General features: G+C 44.4%; 14 protein-coding genes. 7 read left to right on the top strand and 7 right to left on the bottom strand.

Annotation, left to right across the window (positions count from 1 at the left end; all coding sequences use genetic code 11):
- Nucleotides 1-20: 20 nt before the first annotated feature.
- Together Q3W13_RS23735 and Q3W13_RS23730 are read right to left on the bottom strand one after the other, a co-directional pair.
- On the bottom strand, nucleotides 21-1,619 hold the full coding sequence (locus Q3W13_RS23735; protein WP_302868290.1) for a DUF6377 domain-containing protein: 1,599 nt from the start codon (nucleotides 1,617-1,619) through the stop codon (nucleotides 21-23).
- A 235-nt stretch (nucleotides 1,620-1,854) separates the two neighbouring features.
- Nucleotides 1,855-2,328: a nuclear transport factor 2 family protein gene (locus Q3W13_RS23730; protein WP_302868288.1), complete on the bottom strand. Its 474-nt coding sequence runs from the start codon at nucleotides 2,326-2,328 to the stop codon at nucleotides 1,855-1,857.
- Between the two features lie 394 nt (nucleotides 2,329-2,722).
- Between Q3W13_RS23730 and Q3W13_RS23725 the strand changes: the two genes are divergently transcribed.
- The 3 genes from Q3W13_RS23725 to Q3W13_RS23715 all read left to right on the top strand — a co-directional run bounded on the left by Q3W13_RS23725 (nucleotide 2,723) and on the right by Q3W13_RS23715 (nucleotide 7,958).
- The gene (locus tag Q3W13_RS23725) at nucleotides 2,723-3,499 is read left to right on the top strand and encodes an AraC family transcriptional regulator (protein ID WP_302868287.1); all 777 of its coding nucleotides are present in this window, start codon (nucleotides 2,723-2,725) and stop codon (nucleotides 3,497-3,499) included.
- Nucleotides 3,500-3,671: 172 nt separating this feature from the next.
- Nucleotides 3,672-6,104, top strand: a complete 2,433-nt coding sequence (locus tag Q3W13_RS23720; RefSeq protein ID WP_302868286.1) for a sugar-binding domain-containing protein — start codon at nucleotides 3,672-3,674, stop codon at nucleotides 6,102-6,104.
- Nucleotides 6,105-6,131: 27 nt separating this feature from the next.
- Nucleotides 6,132-7,958, top strand: coding sequence for a beta-galactosidase family protein (locus tag Q3W13_RS23715; RefSeq protein WP_302868284.1), 1,827 nt, complete (start codon nucleotides 6,132-6,134; stop codon nucleotides 7,956-7,958).
- A 24-nt stretch (nucleotides 7,959-7,982) separates the two neighbouring features.
- On the opposite strand, the gene Q3W13_RS23710 is transcribed toward Q3W13_RS23715, so the two are convergent.
- From Q3W13_RS23710 to Q3W13_RS23700, 3 genes are all read right to left on the bottom strand, one after another.
- The gene (locus tag Q3W13_RS23710; protein ID WP_302868280.1) at nucleotides 7,983-9,029 is read right to left on the bottom strand and encodes a PmoA family protein; all 1,047 of its coding nucleotides are present in this window, start codon (nucleotides 9,027-9,029) and stop codon (nucleotides 7,983-7,985) included.
- A gap of 4 nt (nucleotides 9,030-9,033) precedes the next feature.
- Entirely contained in the window at nucleotides 9,034-10,389 is a 1,356-nt protein-coding gene (locus Q3W13_RS23705) for a Gfo/Idh/MocA family protein (protein ID WP_302868278.1), read from the bottom strand.
- Nucleotides 10,390-10,743: 354 nt separating this feature from the next.
- Nucleotides 10,744-11,214 carry a hypothetical protein gene (locus tag Q3W13_RS23700; protein ID WP_302868276.1) on the bottom strand — a complete coding sequence of 157 codons (471 nt, stop codon included), beginning with the start codon at nucleotides 11,212-11,214 and terminating at the stop codon, nucleotides 10,744-10,746.
- Between the two features lie 137 nt (nucleotides 11,215-11,351).
- On the opposite strand from Q3W13_RS23700, the gene Q3W13_RS23695 reads away from it, so the two are divergent.
- The 4 genes from Q3W13_RS23695 (at nucleotide 11,352) to Q3W13_RS23680 (ending at nucleotide 15,933) form a co-directional block, all read left to right on the top strand.
- Nucleotides 11,352-11,723, top strand: coding sequence for a hypothetical protein (locus Q3W13_RS23695; protein ID WP_302868274.1), 372 nt, complete (start codon nucleotides 11,352-11,354; stop codon nucleotides 11,721-11,723).
- Nucleotides 11,724-11,927: 204 nt separating this feature from the next.
- A complete protein-coding gene (locus Q3W13_RS23690) occupies nucleotides 11,928-14,288 on the top strand; it encodes a TonB-dependent receptor (RefSeq protein ID WP_302868272.1) in 2,361 nt (786 codons plus the stop codon).
- 2 nt (nucleotides 14,289-14,290) lie between these two features.
- On the top strand, nucleotides 14,291-15,718 hold the full coding sequence (locus Q3W13_RS23685) for a hypothetical protein (RefSeq protein ID WP_302868271.1): 1,428 nt from the start codon (nucleotides 14,291-14,293) through the stop codon (nucleotides 15,716-15,718).
- A 2-nt stretch (nucleotides 15,719-15,720) separates the two neighbouring features.
- Nucleotides 15,721-15,933: a heavy metal-binding domain-containing protein gene (locus Q3W13_RS23680; protein WP_302868269.1), complete on the top strand. Its 213-nt coding sequence runs from the start codon at nucleotides 15,721-15,723 to the stop codon at nucleotides 15,931-15,933.
- Nucleotides 15,934-15,982: 49 nt separating this feature from the next.
- Here Q3W13_RS23680 and Q3W13_RS23675 read toward each other — a convergent pair whose 3' ends face one another.
- Complete coding sequence (locus Q3W13_RS23675) at nucleotides 15,983-17,197, bottom strand: hypothetical protein (RefSeq protein WP_302868267.1); 1,215 nt, start codon at nucleotides 17,195-17,197, stop codon at nucleotides 15,983-15,985.
- 573 nt (nucleotides 17,198-17,770) lie between these two features.
- Nucleotides 17,771-18,136, bottom strand: coding sequence for a transmembrane 220 family protein (locus Q3W13_RS23670; RefSeq protein ID WP_302868265.1), 366 nt, complete (start codon nucleotides 18,134-18,136; stop codon nucleotides 17,771-17,773).
- Nucleotides 18,137-18,269 lie beyond the last annotated feature (133 nt).

Below are 18,269 nucleotides of genomic sequence, written 5' to 3'. Positions count from 1 at the left end.
TGTTATCGCACATTTCATTACTATTTTGACGCCATTAACCGCTGATCAAACTGGTCGGCAGGGTAAATCGATTTAGCTTTTATGCGCATTTTATAAACGTATACGGTTTTTACCGAGTACTCCAATATATTCGCAATGGTTTCATCGTCATTTATCCCGAGCCGCTTTAATGCAAAAATTCGCAGGTCGGTAGTGAGCACCTCGTTGTCTTTGGGCCAGATCTGGTCTTCTTTCTTAAACAAGGAATTGAAAGTGTTAATAAAATCAGGAAATATCTTAAGGAAGGTATGGTCGAACGTATAAAACAAAGTTTCCCGTTCCTTTTTGATGTTTATTTCGTCTATTGCTACCTGTATGTCGTCATATTTCTTAGTTACCAGCTTACGGTCAATACTCCGCTTCAGCTTTTCGAGTTTTAAAATATAGCCCGATATCACATTGAAAAAATATCCGATGTACTCCTCTTTTATTTTGGTTACCTCGGTAAGCTTTTCATTAATTTTTTCCAGCTGGGCATTTTTTTCTTCAATTATCTTCTCTTTGGCTTTCAGGCGTTTCAGCTGAATAAATATGATGAAGAATACCAGCAGCACCAATAATGAAACTGCGGTTATCGATAAGAGATAAACTGTTACTTTGTTCTTCTCTTTCTCCATCAATATCAGCTTCTGCGCAGCAACAGTAGGCAGCACCGAACCTATTTTTATTTTGCGCAGCCGGGCGCCATAATATTCCGCATCGTTCATGCCTTCCTGTATAAACGTGTAGGCATTAGCCAGGTCGCCCTTGCTGTACAGCTGCTGGCCAAGTGAAAATGCCGCCACGGTTTCTTTAATACACCCTCTTATATCATTAATGGCGCCGATGGTTAACAATTGTATCCGTTCATCGCTTTGCGCCTCGCTGCTATAAAACGAGCTGAGGGCGGTAGCAACCCTTGCACGCTGGTGGGCGGTGAGATTGTAGTTATTGAGCAGCCTCAGAAAATACTTCGACGGGCTTTTTGTATCACCGTCTTTCATTTGCCGGGTGCCCAGTTGCATCAGTTGTTCAAATGAGCCGGGCTTGCAAAACATAATGGCAGAATCGATATACTTAACAGATTCAGCATTTTCGTAAGGCGTGTAATAAGCATCATTATCGTAATCCGCAAGGTCAAAATAAGCCCGGGCTTTTAAGGTGTAGTACTGAACCTTCATTTCGTTGCTTAATGAAGCAGCATTAATATTATTTAAACAGTCGAAAGTTTGCTTAAACATGCCCGCAGAACATAAAATAAAACCGAGCTTAATTTTGCTGGCATACTCTTTCGACTGGTCTTTTAAACGGTGGCTGAGGTCGAGCAGCTTATTGGTGTACACGTAAGCGGAATCAAACTGGTACACCTTGTATTCCTCGTATAAGCTACTGCACAGATCATAAACCCTGGCATAATTTCCCTGCGGAGTAACGGCAAGCATGTCTTTTAGCTTTTGTATCCGCGCTTCTTTTTGCTTGTCATAATTCTTTTCATTGGCCATTTCATTTTTCAGCACAGCCAGCAAACTATCTGTTTTGTGTGAAGCATAAACAAAGCAGTTACAAAATATAAGGAATGACAATACCACGTAAACTCTCATAAACAACAGCTTTTAGGAATTATTGAACAAATCTCTCACCGGAGATTTAAACTGTTAATAATACGCTTTTCGGTTATATTTTGAGCAATAGATTTTGGTTTTATCTTTGGCTCAATCACCTCTAAAAAACACAGCGATTTTTATCGCTGCTACATATAAATAAAAAGCCAGACGGAATGCCTGGCTCATCAAGAACTTTATGAAGAGTTTATTATTTTCTGCCCATGGGCTGGACTTATTTAGCCGGGTGATTACTACTGAATGAATCGCGGAACATTTTCCAGCCATTTGGCGTTTTTTTCCATAACACCAAAAATTTGCCGTCGTCAGTAACTTTGCCTTTTTCATCTATCGATTGCCATTGCCCCTGCTCTGTAACATAGGCTTTGCCGTCGCCATAAACAGCTTCAGTTATAAATTTGCCGTTGCGCAGGCCTGCATTGTAGCCCAATTTGAAGAATTCAAGCGCACCTTTACGTCCTTTAAATGATTGCGAGTTAGGGGCAAGAATAATGCAGTCATCAGCATAGCGGTCGGCAAAAATATTGGCGTCATTTTTTACAAATGAGGAAAAATAAATGCCGTTACTTGCTGCAATTGCTTTTTTTGCTTCTGCCAAACCTGCTTTTGTTTGTGCGTTGCTTTCACTAATGCAAAATGCTGAAATCAGGGTTAGTGCACATACGATAAGGATTTTTTTTGTTTTCATGTTTCTGATATTAATTATTTCTGAACAAAATTAGCTTCTGCCGTGCTTGCTGAATTGTATAAAAACGAACATCTGAGTCAAAGCCAGCCTCCTGATAACTCAATCAACCTTTGGGCTTGCAATTAACGGTGCATTCTTATGTGCAAATAACCCGTTAATTTTAACACCCTGACAAACAATAGCCATAAAACAAAAGCGCCGTAAAGTGCAAACCCCTATGTAAAACATTGACCATCAGCTTATTTCAATAGCAAGAAAATACAAATAATTGATAAACAACATGTTCCATAGCGTTCCGGCTGTTCGTGCAACAATGGAACACTTCTTTTGAAGTGCAACGGAAAAATGATTTGGCAGAATTTACCTCCATTTTGCAATATTATTATCTTTGAATGTGAGAGACCAGGTATTCCTTCCATCGGAAAGGCTGAAACCTTTTATTCAATGTTACTGGACCTGCCGGCATCCTGAAGACGTGCTGGAGGTGATGTACCCCAGCGGGTCTATTGAACTTTGCATCGATATATCGGACGGTGGTACCATAAGGCACCGGGGCAATCAGTCAATGCGGGTGCCAAGGTTAGAACTGCTTGGACATTGGACCATCCCCACGCGAGCGGCCATTGCAAAAGGCAATACTTGTCTTATTACCCGTTTCGATCCTCATGCGGCTTCGTTATTCTTTCAAAATCCGGCATCTGATTTCACTAATGAATCGGTTGATTTATGCGATATTTTCAACAAGCATTCAAGCAACTTTTATGACCGGCTCATGGAACAAAGCACACTTCAGCAAAAAATCATTTTTCTTGAAGAGTTTCTTACTGAACGGTTAGTGTTAAACAAGAAAAGCCATCAGCAATTGAAATTAGTGGAAAGCCTCTGTAAACATGTTTATAGCAGACATGATTTTTTTGATATCAGGGATGTGTCGGCACGGTTTGGGTTTTCGGAACGTTATATTCAGAAGCTCTTTTGCAATTGGGTGGGCATAACACCACAAAAATATTTTGCCGTTCGCCGTTTTAACAAAAGTCTGGAGCTTGTGCGGTCATCCGAAGAATCTCTCACGGCGATTGCTTTCCAATGCGGCTATTACGATCAGGCGCATTTCATTAAGGAATTTAAATCGTACACCGGCTTAACACCCGGCGAGGTTAAAATGCTTTAATTATTGGCAGCTTTTCAGTTACAAAAAGCCTTTTATTGCAAATTTTACGAATTTACCCCTGTTATTTTACGACCTACTCCCTCATTGCTTTTATAATTTTCCTTGAGATTAGCAATCTCGCTGCTCTTTCAAAAAGCCGGTCGTCTATAAACAATGTTGTTAATTTATTTATATGAGATTTAAGATACCTGCTTTGTTCTGCATGCTGCTTTCACTGGTATTTACAGGCCGTTTGTGCGCACAACAGAATAAAAGCTACTTGTTCAATGATGGCTGGCTTTTTCATAAAGGAGATATTGCAGGCGGCGAAAAGAGTGTCGGAACCAGCGAGGGTTGGCGGGCAGTTCAGCTACCGCACGACTGGAGCATAGAAGGCCCTTTCAGCGATGAGTGGGCAAGCGCTACGGCTTATTTGCCCGGCGGCATCGGCTGGTATAAAAAAACATTTATAGCATCCGCGCAGTGGAAGGGGAAAAAAGTTTTTATTTGTTTCGACGGCGTTTATAAAAACAGCGAAGTTTGGATAAACGGGCATTATCTGGGCAAACGGCCAAATGGGTTTGTTCCGTTTGAGTATGAGCTCACGCCATATCTTAATTCAAAGGATAAGAAAAATCTTATTACCGTAAAAGCAGATCATTCCGAATTTGCTGATTCACGCTGGTACACGGGTTCCGGTATTTACCGGGATGTTCGCCTGGTTGTAAAAAACCCGGTTTATGTACAACCTGCCGATATTGCGTTTTCTACACCAAAAGTTTCAGCGAAATCAACTACGATACAGGTGGAAGCAGCTGTTACCAATAGCACCGGCGCAACTTTTCCCGTTGCATTAAAAATCCTTTTGATTGACGCTAAAGGTAAAGTTGCAGCACAGGATGTACAAAAGCTGTCGGCAAAACCTGGTGTAAATGCTATTCATATTCAAAAGTCAATTTCTGATCCGGTATTATGGAGCGCAGAAAACCCGAATTTATACCGGTTGAAATTGCAGGTCATCCAAAATGGTAAGGTTACCGACGAGGAAACCCAACAGGTTGGGATCAGGAGCATCCGCTTTGATAAAGACAATGGCTTTTTTCTGAATGGGAAAAATCTGAAGATGAGGGGAGTTTGTATTCATGACGATGCAGGGGCGTTGGGTGTAGCTGTGCCACCAGAGGTTTGGGTAAGGCGCTTGAAAACTCTGAAAGAAGCCGGCGTTAATGCCCTGCGGTTAAGCCATAACCCGCATGCTGATTACTTGTATGACCTGTGCGACCAAATGGGTTTCCTGGTGATGGATGAAGCCTTTGACGAATGGGAGATCGGCAAAAATAAATGGGTAAAGGGCTGGAATGTGGGCTTACCGTCAAAAAATGGATACCACGAGTACTTTAAGGAGTGGGCACACCGCGATTTGGAGGCGATGATAAAAAGAGACCGCAACCACCCCTCGGTTATCCTTTGGAGTATTGGTAATGAGATTGATTATCCAAATGACCCTTATTCGCACCCGGTGCTCGACAGCGGGAAGAACCCGCAGATATACGGACGAGGTTATTCTGCAAAAAATCCGCCTGCGTCAGACCTGACCCTTATTGCAAAAGACCTGGTGAAAACCGTAAAAATGTTTGACACCACCCGGCCGGTAACCGCTGCATTGGCCGGGGTAGTAATGTCGAATAAGGTTGGCTATCCGGAAGCGCTTGATGTTGTGGGATACAATTACGAGGAATATCGCTATGCTGATGATCATAAATTATACCCTAACCGGATCATTTACGGCAGCGAAAATGGCATGGCCCTGCAAGCCTGGGAAGCTGTTGATACCAATAAGTATATATCCGGTCAGTACCTGTGGACCGGGATAGACTATTTGGGCGAAGCCGGCAAATGGCCGCAAAGAAGCAACGGTGCAGGGCTGATTGACCTTGCAGGATTCAGGAAGCCGGAATATTACTATCGCCAAAGCCTCTGGGCGCACCAGCCGATGGTGTACCTGGGCGTAAAGGAAATCACCCAAAAAGAGGATGGCGGTATCTGGAGCCATCGCAATGTACAATCGCTGTGGAATTGGCCGGATAAAGGTAAACTGCGGGTAGAATGTTTTACCAACTGCAGGGAAGCAGAACTTTTTTTAAATGGAAGATCTTTAGGAAAAGTCATGAGAGATACCAGCAAGGGACAGGTGCCCGCATGGATTGTCGGTTACCAACCCGGCGAGCTGTCGGTAAAAGGCTATAATGAAGGGAAAACTGTAGCCCGTTACACTATAAAGACTTTTGGAGCCCCCGCGCAGATCAAGGCCAATCCCGACCAAATAATCTTCTCAAAATCAAAAAAAGGCTTGTGCCAGGTGGAACTGCAAATTGCTGACAAGGATGGCAACCCTGTGTATGTTGCTGAAAATGACGTCAGCGTAACCATTTCCGGAGATGCAAAGCTACTCGGTTTGGAAAGCGGGAGCACAGTAAGTCATGAAAGCTACCAGGCTAACCACCGGCAGGCAATTCACGGCAGGTTGATTGCATACATTCAACCGGGGAGGACTGCTGGAAAAATTGCTGTTTCGTTTTACGCTGCGGGTCTTAAACCGGCATCAGTAGCATTATCGGTAAAATAAATACATCTGCAAATTCTTTAACGCTATATGTACAAAATCAAATATATACTTGCGCCGCTTTTAATACTGGCGATGTTGTCTGTAAATGCTCAAAAGACTACACATACATTTAAGCTGGCCGATTCCGTTTTTCTGCTTGATGATAAGCCTTTTCAAATGATCAGCGGTGAGATGCATTATACCCGTATACCGCGCGAGGCCTGGCGGGCACGTATGAAAATGGCCAAAGCAATGGGGCTGAATACCATAGGCACGTACGTATTCTGGAATATACAGGAGCCGCAAAAGGGTAAGTTCGATTTTTCGGGAAATGCCGATGTTGCTGAATTTGTAAAAATTGCACAGGAAGAAGGCTTGTGGGTTATACTTCGCCCAAGTCCGTATGTGTGTGCAGAATGGGAATTCGGCGGCTATCCTTACTGGGTTCAGAATGAAAAGGGACTAATAGTGCGGAGCAAGGAATCTCATTACTTAAAAGAATACGAAGCTTATATAAAAGAGATAGGCAAAAGGTTGGCGCCATTACAGGTAAACCATGGCGGCAATATATTAATGGTGCAGATTGAGAATGAATACGGTTCATACGGCGCCGACAAGGAATACCTGGCCATCAACCAAAAAATGTTTAAAGAGGCCGGCTTCGACGGCTTGCTTTATACCTGCGATCCTGCCGCCGACCTGGCAAAAGGATACCTGCCAGGACTGCTGCCTGCCGTTAACGGTATAGATAATCCGGCAAAGGTAAAAGACATTATCCGAAAGCATCACGATGGGAAGGGCCCTTTCTATATCGCCGAATGGTATCCTGCCTGGTTCGACTGGTGGGGTACACAGCATCATACTGTTCCGGCAGCGCAATACACTGGCAGGCTGGATTCCGTTCTTCGCGCCGGTATCTCCATCAATATGTATATGTTTCATGGCGGTACTACACGCGGCTTTATGAATGGCGCGAATTTTAAGGACAATACGCCTTATGAACCGCAAATAAGCAGCTATGATTATGATGCGCCGCTTGACGAGGCCGGTAATGCAACCGCCAAGTTTTTTGCTTTCCGCGATGTTATCAAAAAACATTTACCTGCCGGGCAGGCTCTACCCGACGTGCCTGCAAAAAAAACAGCCATTACCGTTCCAAACATCAAGCTGACAAGTTCATGGCCGATTTTAACTAATCTGCCGGCGCCTAAAAACAGCCTTAAGCCGCTCACCTTTGAGGACCTGCATCAGCCTTATGGGTTTGTACTATATCGCACCAAAGTTCAGGGTGGAAAAACGGGAACACTTCGTTTAAACGGCCTGCGGGATTTTGCGATTGTGATGGTAAACGGCAGCCGTGCCGGCACGCTTGACCGTCGGCTGAACCAGGATAGCCTGACGGTTAGCCTGCCTAAGGGACAGGTTACGTTGGATATTCTTGTCGAAAATCTTGGCCGCATTAATTTCGGCAAATATCTGCTGCAGAATAAAAAAGGCCTTACCGGTAAAGTTCTATTTGCTGGCAGCGAATTGCAACACTGGAGCATGTACGGCCTGCCGTTTGATAATATAAATACGCTAAAATATTCTACCGCATCAAATAAAACCAACCAGCCTGTCGTGCTTAAAGGACACTTCGATCTGAATAAGGTGGGCGATACCTACCTGGATATGCAGGACTGGGGTAAAGGCGTAATTTGGGTTAACGGCCATAACCTTGGCCGCTACTGGCGGGTGGGGCCGCAACAAACAGTTTACGTACCCGTTGAATGGCTAAAGAAAAAGGGCAATGAAATAGTGGTACTGGAACTGTTGCAACCGCATAAAACCATATCGGCTATTGATAAGCCCATATTGGATAAGTTGAATAATTGAAATAGGTTTTTACCCAGAACGCTGCTAGTCTCTGGTTGCAAATGTGTTGGCGAGCTTGTTAAGTTCGTCAACACTCATCGTTCTGTCGCCGTTACTAATCACAATCCTGTACCTAAACGTCACCGACTCCCCCTTTTTTAAGCTCAAATTCTTTTCCGATTTCCCATTTGTAAATATCTTCTCTCCGAGCGGGTTAGCGGCAAACAAGCCATAGCCACGGGCATGCCAAAAGGTTGGATAATTTGGATTTTTAGGGTGATCGATAATGGCAATACTTACTGAGTCGGCGCCCATTTTGGCATAAACTTTACACCATATGCCTCGGGTGCTCCATGCATCATTACCGGTTTTACCTTCGCTGGTAAGATAGTTACCGTTGGCTATGTGGTCAGTGCCTCCCTTAACTACGGTTACGTTGCCCTTATTATCTGTAAACTTCTGGTCTTCGGTGGCAGGCATTTGCAGTTGGTGCGCCAGGCGTAAGCCAAGCATGCCGTCCTTAGCATCGGTAAAAACAACCTGCGTATCTGCTTTTAGCGTGGTAATACGATCAATGGCACGGTGGTGTTCGTCACCGCTGAATTCAAATTGCGTGGTTTCTTCAAGAATGGTTTGATTTTGCTGATTCGTCCAGTTAGCATGATAAGACAGTTCACCGGTTTGTCCGCTTTTTGTTTTTAAAATCTTATCTGTTCTTATCCAGCCGTACAGATGTTTTTTGTCCGCCGGTATGGCATAGGAGTTATTCCAGAAATCCAGACCGTTCAGATTTTCATAGGTAAACCATAAACCGATATGATGCGGGTGGTCCGCAGGTTCGCCGGGCTTTGGCGCAAGGGGGAAACCACGGGTTACAGTTGTGCCATTGGCTGCGTTCAGCGGAAACAACACCGGTTTCTCAAGGGTGTCCGGGTAAAGAAACTGCGTAAACAGTTTTCCGCCGATAAATATATCAACCTTGCTTTCAGCAGGAGCGGCAATAACTTTTACTTGCCGACTTATTTGCGCAACCGCAATAACCGGCGCCGCAATAATCGCCGCGCTGGTTAAAATTTTCGCTAATGCTCTCATACGGTTAATATTTAAATATCTTACCGTTAGCCATAACCTCCTGCGTTTTTTCATCAAAAGTTGCTTTATAGCCGGTATGAACAGCGGCGTTGGTCATGATGTTGGCAATCGAGTGGCTATAGCCTGCCTCAACCGGGGCGTTAGGTTGTTTGCGGCTACGTACGCACTCCATCCAGTTACGCACGTGGTTTGAAGTAAGCACATCGCCGCCTGTATTGGCCGAAGCCACCACTCTTTCAGTGTTGGCCAAATCCATTTCAGGCAGCAGGTTGGCTTGCATCCCCATGGCAGCAGCCATTTTTTGGGTCAAACCCCCCGTTGGCGAAACTTTATTGGTATCCAGGTTCAGCTCGCCGCCGTTTGAGTAGTAAATTTCAGTCGGATGCTCATCGCCGTTATGCATGCGCGAGGCAAAGGTCACCTGGAAACCGGTTGACGGATCGTCCAGCGGGCCGTAGTCAAACGCTGCCATAATGGTATCCCAGTTTCTCCGGCCATCTTTCCACATATAAATGCCGCCGTTAGCAACTACGCTGCGTGGATGTTTAAGCCCCGTGAACCAGTGCACGGTATCTATCTGATGGCTCATCCACTGTCCCGGCAATCCCGAAGAATACGGCCAGAACAGGCGGTATTCCAGGTAAATACGCGGATCAAATGCTTCATAAGGGCGGTTCATTATAAATCGCTTCCAGTCAGTGTCTTCTTCTTTTAATACTTTTAAAAGCTCGGGCCTGCGCCAGCGGCCTGGCTGGTTTACATTCCAGGTAAGTTCTACCATCGTTATTGGCCCGAATTTGCCGGAACGGATAAAGTCATTTGCCGCGTGATAATTGGCCCCGCTTCTTCGCTGCGAGCCAATCTGCACAATCTTGCCCGACTCTTTAACCGCTTTTAATGCCGCCCGGTTATCTTCCATGGTTTCGGCAAAAGGTTTTTCTACATAGGCATCGCAACCCGCTTTCACAGCTTCAATGGCATGCCGTGCGTGTTGAAAATCGGCAGTGCTGATAAAAACGGCATCTACGCTCTTGCTGTCGTACATTTCCTCATTATTCCGGTAGGCTTTTACGTCGTTCTGCATTTTCTCTTTCCAGATAGCTGCGCCTTCTTCGCGACGGCGTTTCCAGATATCGGATACACCCACTATTTCAAAATTCAGTTCTTTGTAATGGTTCATAAAGCTGGGCAGATGTGAGCTGCGGTGCCTGTCGGAAAAGCCGACAACTCCCACGCGAACGCGATCGTTTGCACCAATGATGCGTTTATAGCTTTTGGCGCTTAAACCGGTTTTAGCAAGCATTACACCAGCGCCCGCAAGGGCGGCCTGCTTTATAAAAGTACGACGTGATTTTTCCATAAGTAATTTTATAGTTAATTGGTTTTTAAGCCGCGATTGCCAGCTCAAATCAAATATCGTTTAAGTTAACCAAAATGCGCAAATACTTTACCCGGAATAAAGTAACAGTTTTAATACCTGCGGAGCATTTGCTGAAAACAACAATATGACCAGTTGTAATTTCGGGGTTATAAACGGTCTTTCGAGAGTTTATACTAAAGTTGATGAGGGTTTACAAGGCGAATAAACCAAACACAAGAATGGGAATAAGGTGATTACTAAATAAAGGGGTTACGCTGCAACCCCTTTATTTAATCTTGAGCTTAAGGAAGATGCTTACTTTAGTAAAGATAAATACGCCGGTCTTTTAAGAATCTACTTCACCCGCAAATATTTCTCGATGATTGTCCTGTCAATATTGGTTCCTTCAACTTTCTCAATGCCCTTTTGTATCAGCGTATCGCCGCTAAAGGTAATGGTGAAGGTGAATGGCTTACCTTCCCAGGCCTTATCTTTATAGTAATCCAGGTGTTCAGTATATTGATCTCCTTTAAGCGTATATGCGCCGCCACCTGCATCAAATTTGTTGGATGAATCTTTTGGAGTGTTCACAATATGGTTCAGGAACGCGAAATGCGTATCGTTGATGATCTTGATCATCTGCTGATCTTTTGGATAACTGTTCTGCTCTGTTTTACCACTGGCAATGGTTACACCCGATACCAGCCTCCAGGTACCTATAATTGGATTCGCTGCTGCCTTCTCTTCCTTTTTTTCAGGAGCATTACAGGCGATTGCAAATACAGCCACGGATAGTGACAATAATGCTAAAGGTTTAAAATTCATGATGGTTGATTGGTTTATCTGGATAAAAATAGAAAAAATACTTAAGTGTACACCAACTATACTACTTGATAGGGTACGATTATCCCGCAGAAAACATTTTTGACAGATTAGAATTCTATGGGTACATTTGCAACCGCATGCAAAGACGCGTAACGGCCTATATTTTGATGATCTCAATACTTTCAGCGCACTTTTCGCGGTTCTTTATTTTCGCGGGGTTTGAGCTGAACAAAAAGTATATCGTCACCAATCTTTGCGAAAACCGTGATAAGCCCTGGCTGCATTGTAATGGTAAATGTTACTTCATGAAAAAGCTGAAGCAGGCTCAGGAGAATGACCGCAATAGTGAGCGGCAGGCACAGCGCAACCTTTTCCAGGAAGCATCCATCAACCAGGTCAATTCAGTTATATTCCAAAGCCAGCTATTACGCGTGATCAATACGCCATATAATCCGGGCAAACTAAGACACTTCAACGGAACGCTGTTCCGCCCTCCGCAAACAGCATAAATATCTTTTTAGCTTAAACACTACCGCCATTGCTGCTTGTCAGCTGTGGCAAGCCTGTATTTAAGTTTCACAACTCATTTTTATTTTTTACCGGGCTTTGCTGTTTGCAAAATTCTTTGTCATTCAATTGACTGGGATGCTGCATTCACGCATATATGAAACTCGTCTGTTGATTCCTGTGTGCAATGCCCAAACCATTCCTATATGAAAAGATATTTCATTCCGTTTATATTTTTATTTTTTCTTGTATCCGCAGCAATTGCCCAAACAACTATCAGCGGAACCGTAACCGATGCATTTACACACGAAGCGCTTGCAGGCGTCGTGATCAGCGTTGCCGACAGCAGCACCACAAGTACCGCTTTAGCTAAAACTAACTCAACCGGCAAGTTTGAAATTTCAGCGGCTCAAAACCAATTACTACGCTTTAGCATGATAGGCTATACAGCACGTATTGTAAAAAACAACACGAGTGCCGGCAAATTGACGATCAATATTACTATGGAGCCGTCGACGGTTGATTTGCAGCCGGTTATTGTAACCGCCAGCCGGGAAAAGCAACAGCGGCGGGAAGCTCCTATCGCCATTACGCAGCTTAACGCAACCCAAATTAAAGACACCAAAGCTACCGCGCTCTACCAGTTATTGAATAAGGTGCCGGGCGTTTATATGGTGAACCTGGGCAACGAACAACATACAATGGCTATCCGTCAGCCGATAACCTACAATGCGCTGTATTTGTACATGGAAGACGGCCTGCCCATTAGGCCGACGGGCATTTTTAACCACAACTCGTTATACGAGATCAACATGTCCGGCGTAAAAGATATCGAGGTAATTAAAGGGCCGGCGTCTTCGCTGTATGGCAGTAATTCCATCGGCGGCGCGGTAAACTTCATTACCCAGGGGCCGCCAACAGGCTATGCGGGCAACGTTTCGTTACAGGGCGATAGTTATCATTATAGACGCATCGATGCCGATGGCGGCTTTACTTCGGGCAAACTCGGCGTGTACGCAGGCGGTTATATCGCACATCAAACCGATAGCTGGCAGGATTACTCGGATTTCGACAAGTATTCAGGCAATTTTAAAACGGTTTATGATTTTAACAATACCACTAAGCTCACCACCGCAGCATCATATAACTACCTGAACACCCAAACACCAGGCAATTTGGACAGCGCACATTTTTATAGCAAGAGTTACGGCAGCAACCAGCGCTTTACTTATCGTAAGGTAAATGCCTTTAGGGCGAGCACGCGGCTCGACCATACCTGGAATGGCAAAAATGCCACATTTATAACGCTGTTTTATCGCTATAACTCAACAGCACAATTGCCAAGTTATTTTATATCCGATGTACGCGATGCTGCAGGCGCCTACCTGAGTTCAAACGGGCAGGTAAACGATCAAAAGTTTAACAGCTACGGGCTGCTTGCCCAGCACCGCGCTGACTTCAGCTTTTTAAATTCGAGACTTATTACAGGCCTTTATATAGATGATAGCCCAAGCTCATATTACGCGCAGTCTTTGGATATACAAAAGAACGTAGCCGATAATTATTATACCGGTTTTACCAATACCGGCCGGTATATCGATCAGTACCGGATAAAGCTTTTTAATACCGCCGCTTATGCACAATACGAAATAAAACCTCTGGAGACTTTACGTATTGTCATGGGGCTAAGGTATGATCGTGTACACTATGACTTCAAAAATGGCTTACCTCCCGGACAAACCAAGTACAAACAACAGGAGGCCAATAATTTTAATATCGCGGCGCCGAAGCTCGGTTTAACTTACTACCTCGGCAATAATACGGGTCTGTATGCTAACTATAGTGTTGGCTTTCAACCGCCCGAAACCACCGGCCTCTACAACTCGCGGCAGACTGGATCACTAAAACAGGCGACATTTTACAACTATGAAGTCGGCGGATGGCTATCTGCCTTTGATAAAAAGGTTTACGCTGAAGTGAGCCTGTATGACCTGGAAGGCCGTAATGAAATTATCAGCCAGCTACAGCCTGATAACACTACCCAAAATGAAAACGCCGGGGCAACGCGCCACAGAGGAATAGAGTACTCAATCACCTACGCACCGGTTCATGAGCTAACTTTCAGGTTCGGCGGTACTAACGCGCGTCATACCTATTTGGATTACAGCGAAGTAGCTACAAATTATGCTACGGGTAATAGTATAGTTACCGCTTACAACGGCAGACGCATGAATAACGCCCCGGCGTGGATAGCCACCGGTGAAATTACTTACAAACCAATTTTTCTTCCGGGTTTCAGGATAGCCCCGGAATGGCAGCACATCAACAGGTATTTTACCAACCCGGCCAACACTAAAGTTTACCCCGGCTATGATATCTGTAACCTGCGCCTGGGGTACGATTTCAAGCAATCAGCCAAAGGCCTCGGTATTTGGTTTAATGTGCTTAACATGACCGATAAACTATATGCTACTACGGTAACCAGCAACCAATATGGCGACACCTATAGTGCCGCGCCACCGCGTGTTTACACTTTAGGAGTTAGCTACGCCTTTTCAAAATATTGATCATGAAAGCAACAGCAACATTTTATAAATGGCATCGTGTACTGGGGCTTATTGCCCTGGTACCGGTTATTTTCTGGACGATCAGCGGCATATCCCATCCCTTCATGTCTAACTGGTTCAGGCCTTACATCCCTGTCGAAGTTTATAAGGAACCCGCTCAAAGCCGGTTGAAAGTTCCGCTGTCTGTTCAACAGGTGCTAGACATTAATCATATCACACAGCTTCGGAATTTCCGCTTGCTGGAATTTAATAAGGCTGCATATTACCAGGTGCTGGGAACAGATAGCTTATATAATTATTATAACGCCACTGACGTCAAGCTACTGATAAACGGCGACCGGCAATATGCAGAGTGGCTGGCCCGCTATTTTACCCGCGACTCTTTATCAGCAATTAAATCAATAGTCCTGAAAAAAACATTTGATGGCAGGTATCAGCCCATCAATCACCTGCTGCCGGTATGGAAGGTTAGCTTTAACCGTGCCGACGGGATGGATGTTTATATCGAGACGGGCCAAAGCCGCATGGGAACATTTAATAATAATACCCGCAAATGGATGCTGTGGCTGTTTGAGCAGCTGCACACCTGGGATTTTTTAGCGAAAGCCGTCGGCGACAGGGTACGTAATGTATTCTTGCTTTCTCTTGTCGTTGTGATGTTTTGCTCCCTGGTTACCGGGCTCACCCTATACGGTTTCTTATGGAAGAAGTTTAAAACGGCGGCAAACGGTCGGCGGGCAGGCAATAAAACCGACAAACGCTTCCTGCACCGTTATCACAGGCAGATTGGCTTATATGTATCATTTATAATGCTGACATTTTTTATCAGCGCCGGCTTTCACCTGGTGGTAAAGCTGCATAACAATACGCCCGAAGAACAGCAATTCGCCCAACTGTTTAATCGTGCTGATTTACAGCTATCCAATCTCCAATTACCGGTACCTGATAGTACCATAAAAAAGACCGGCCTGGCAAAAATTGGCGACAGAACTTATTACCAGGTAAGCACTTCGCGTAAAAGAATTTTATATTTCGATGCGGCTGATGGCAGCGAGCTGAAAGACGGGGATCAAGCCTTCGCCCTTTATTTAAGCAACTATTATCGTTCAGCCCCTGTTAAGGGCAAAACTACGGTTAAGCAAATACGCCAGTTTACTACCGAATATGGTTTCATAAATAAACGGCTGCCTGTACAACAAGTAAGCTACCCGGACGGCGAAAATTTGTATATCGAAACAACAACAGGCAAGCTCGCAGCCAGGGTTAACGGGCTGGATCGCGCGGAAGGTTTCTCTTTTATTTTCCTGCACAAGTTTTTCTACATGAGTTGGGCCGGCAAGGATATACGTGACATTGTGAGTATCACAGCAGCCCTGGCCGTTTTGGTGGTGTCGGTTCTCGGGTTTGCCTCATTTTTAAAGAATAAATAAACATGAAAAAACTTCTGTTATTAGCCGTGCTTGCCGGATGTCTGGGAAGCACTTCGTCTTGTGGTCAGCATACCGATAAAACTATAGATACAAAAGTGGCGGGTAAAAAAGGCAAATATGTCTGCACCATGCACCCATCGGTTACCTCCGACACGCCTGGTGTATGCCCTAAGTGCGGTATGCAACTGGTGGAGCATGATACAACTGATGACTAATAAAAGTGTAGCTTTTTTGTTCTTGATTGCCGGTTCCTGATACCATGCATTATTTATGGTAATGCATCGTGCTTTTGGTATTTACCAGGTCTTCGACAATGAGCAGCTTGCCGTTGTAAGTATCATTACTGGCCGTTATCTTGCCTTCCAGTATGCTTTGTCCAAAACAGGCAGGGTTATTACCATGACCAAGCGGCCACTTACCCTGGGTATCGCTAACAAAAATACCGGCTTCAGCAGCCATCTCCAAACCAAAATCGGTACAGTTGGTGTGGCTTAGCTGGTATTTTTTGTGTTCGTACTTTTGAATTATAGCCAGCATGCGGTTGAAACGTTTTCTGGAAATAAAGGTAGCCGATATTTCGTCCCAGCTATGCAGCGAGTCGTTCTTAAATGTGGATGGCGAAGAGGGAAATAACGGAGTTGCAGCCAGCGGAGAATCCTTTTTCGGATAAAAACCGAATGAGCGGCTAATGATGGTGCTGTCAGTATTATATTTTATCAATGTGACGAAAGTGTGCCCAACATTGTTTAAAACATAAATCTTGCGTTTACCCGACACAGGCTGCCGTACGTGGATCATAATGGCATAAGCGGCGGCCTTTTTGCCGTCATCAAATGGATCTAAGATTTGACTGGCCGACATCAGCGGCGACCTGATCTCCGCGTCACCGTTGTAAGCGACGCTATCACGGCTAATAAGTTTAATATCTGCATTATGAATATTCATAACGACTTTGGTCACACTATCTGCAACTGTCAACGAGTCCATCCGACGCCTGATGTTGTCAGCCAACAGCGTTCGGCCGTCCACCGAGGCGGTTACCAGCGGAGCATATAGCGCAGTATCAATCTTATTCTCAATAGTAAGCGTTTTGAAATAACACTTCATCGCCAGCGAATAAAGGCGCAGCTTCGTAAACGCTACCGCTAGCCGGTAATAAAACTTCTGTCCGTGTTTTTTGGCCTTAAAGGCAGTGTTGGAGTGTTCGTCCTGTAACAGACTGCTCAAATACTTGCGCTCCATAACAGGGTCATCCGTTTTGGCGTGTACAAGCTCGACCATCAGGCTGTCTTTTATCCGCTCAGCAATGGAATCGGTAAGATGGTTTTTATGAATTACAGGTTCCTGCAAGCTGGCAGCGCCTGCCCTGCTTAAAAGTAACGATAGGAAAAGTATAGTTAGCCATACTGATTTACAGTTGACAAAAGTCTTAGGGGCAGAATAGTTTTTCGGCATTAAGCCAATTCCGGGACTGCGCATTAAGGTTATTGAAAGTTAAAAAGCTTTAAGCGCCCGCAAATTAATATAAAAAACGGTCTTAATTAACATTTCTTTAACCGGCAACTTCTATTAAATTGTAAATTTTATGATGGACATAAGAAGGCCCTGTTTCAAGGGCAAATTGCCACAGGTGGAAAATACAAAATAAAATATTACTAAAGCTAACTCCGGCCAAATAATCCTATTATTGTCAGTTAGACACTAGTTACAAAAAGCTCATCAAAGTAATCCGAATGTTAAATATATAATAATAAATAAGGAAAATAATTAAACACATTGCAACTGTCGTTTAAACACGTATATTTGCACCATAAAATGTAAGAGGCCGGGCGGCGGCGGCGGGTACGTTCCCGAATGGTTCGATTCCATGTTTACAGCTCTTCTCATAATTTAGGTTTATAATTGGTTAAGAACGCGCTCCTGCCCATCAGAGAGCGCTTCTTGTTTTTATGGCGTTTTAATATTGACGATATACGCCAGCTCCGGGTAGATATGGCCACCGATAAACAGGTGAATCAGTAGTCGGTCAGTGTTAGAAAGGAAGCATTATTGCTAAAGCGCAAAATAGTCAATAGCTAATGCGGCTGCCACGATCAATAATCCAAAAAATTCGCGCGTCTTTTCAATATAAGGCTTTTCGGCCTGCATGGTTTCTACAATGCTGGGCCTGTTGTATTTCACTACCCAGTCGCGCACCCCGTCTTTTGAAAAAAACAGGATCACAGCATATACCAGGTAAAAAGCTATGGCAACAAGGTAAACCCATGGGTAGTATAAGCCAAACACAAAAAGCCCGCAACATATGGCGGCCACCATATAAATGGTTACCCACAAAGCGGCGTCAACATCGTCCAGGTTTACATACGCGAAGGCTAAAAAAGCCAAACAGAATATACAATTGAAAATTATCAGAAGCATAAGGTAAAGCTATGACTTTGCCTTTAAATACAAAGCGCCCTCGTCTTGATTTTTACGGGTCAAGCAGAATAATTGTGGGAAAGGATAAAAATTATTTGCTTTGCAGGTAAATACAAATACGCCAACGCTTGTC

This window comes from Mucilaginibacter sp. L3T2-6, from assembly GCF_030519355.1.
In the GTDB taxonomy this organism is placed as follows: domain Bacteria; phylum Bacteroidota; class Bacteroidia; order Sphingobacteriales; family Sphingobacteriaceae; genus Mucilaginibacter.
The sequence above is the reverse complement of the archived record's forward strand: the minus strand, read 5'-3'. Positions and strand labels throughout refer to the sequence as shown.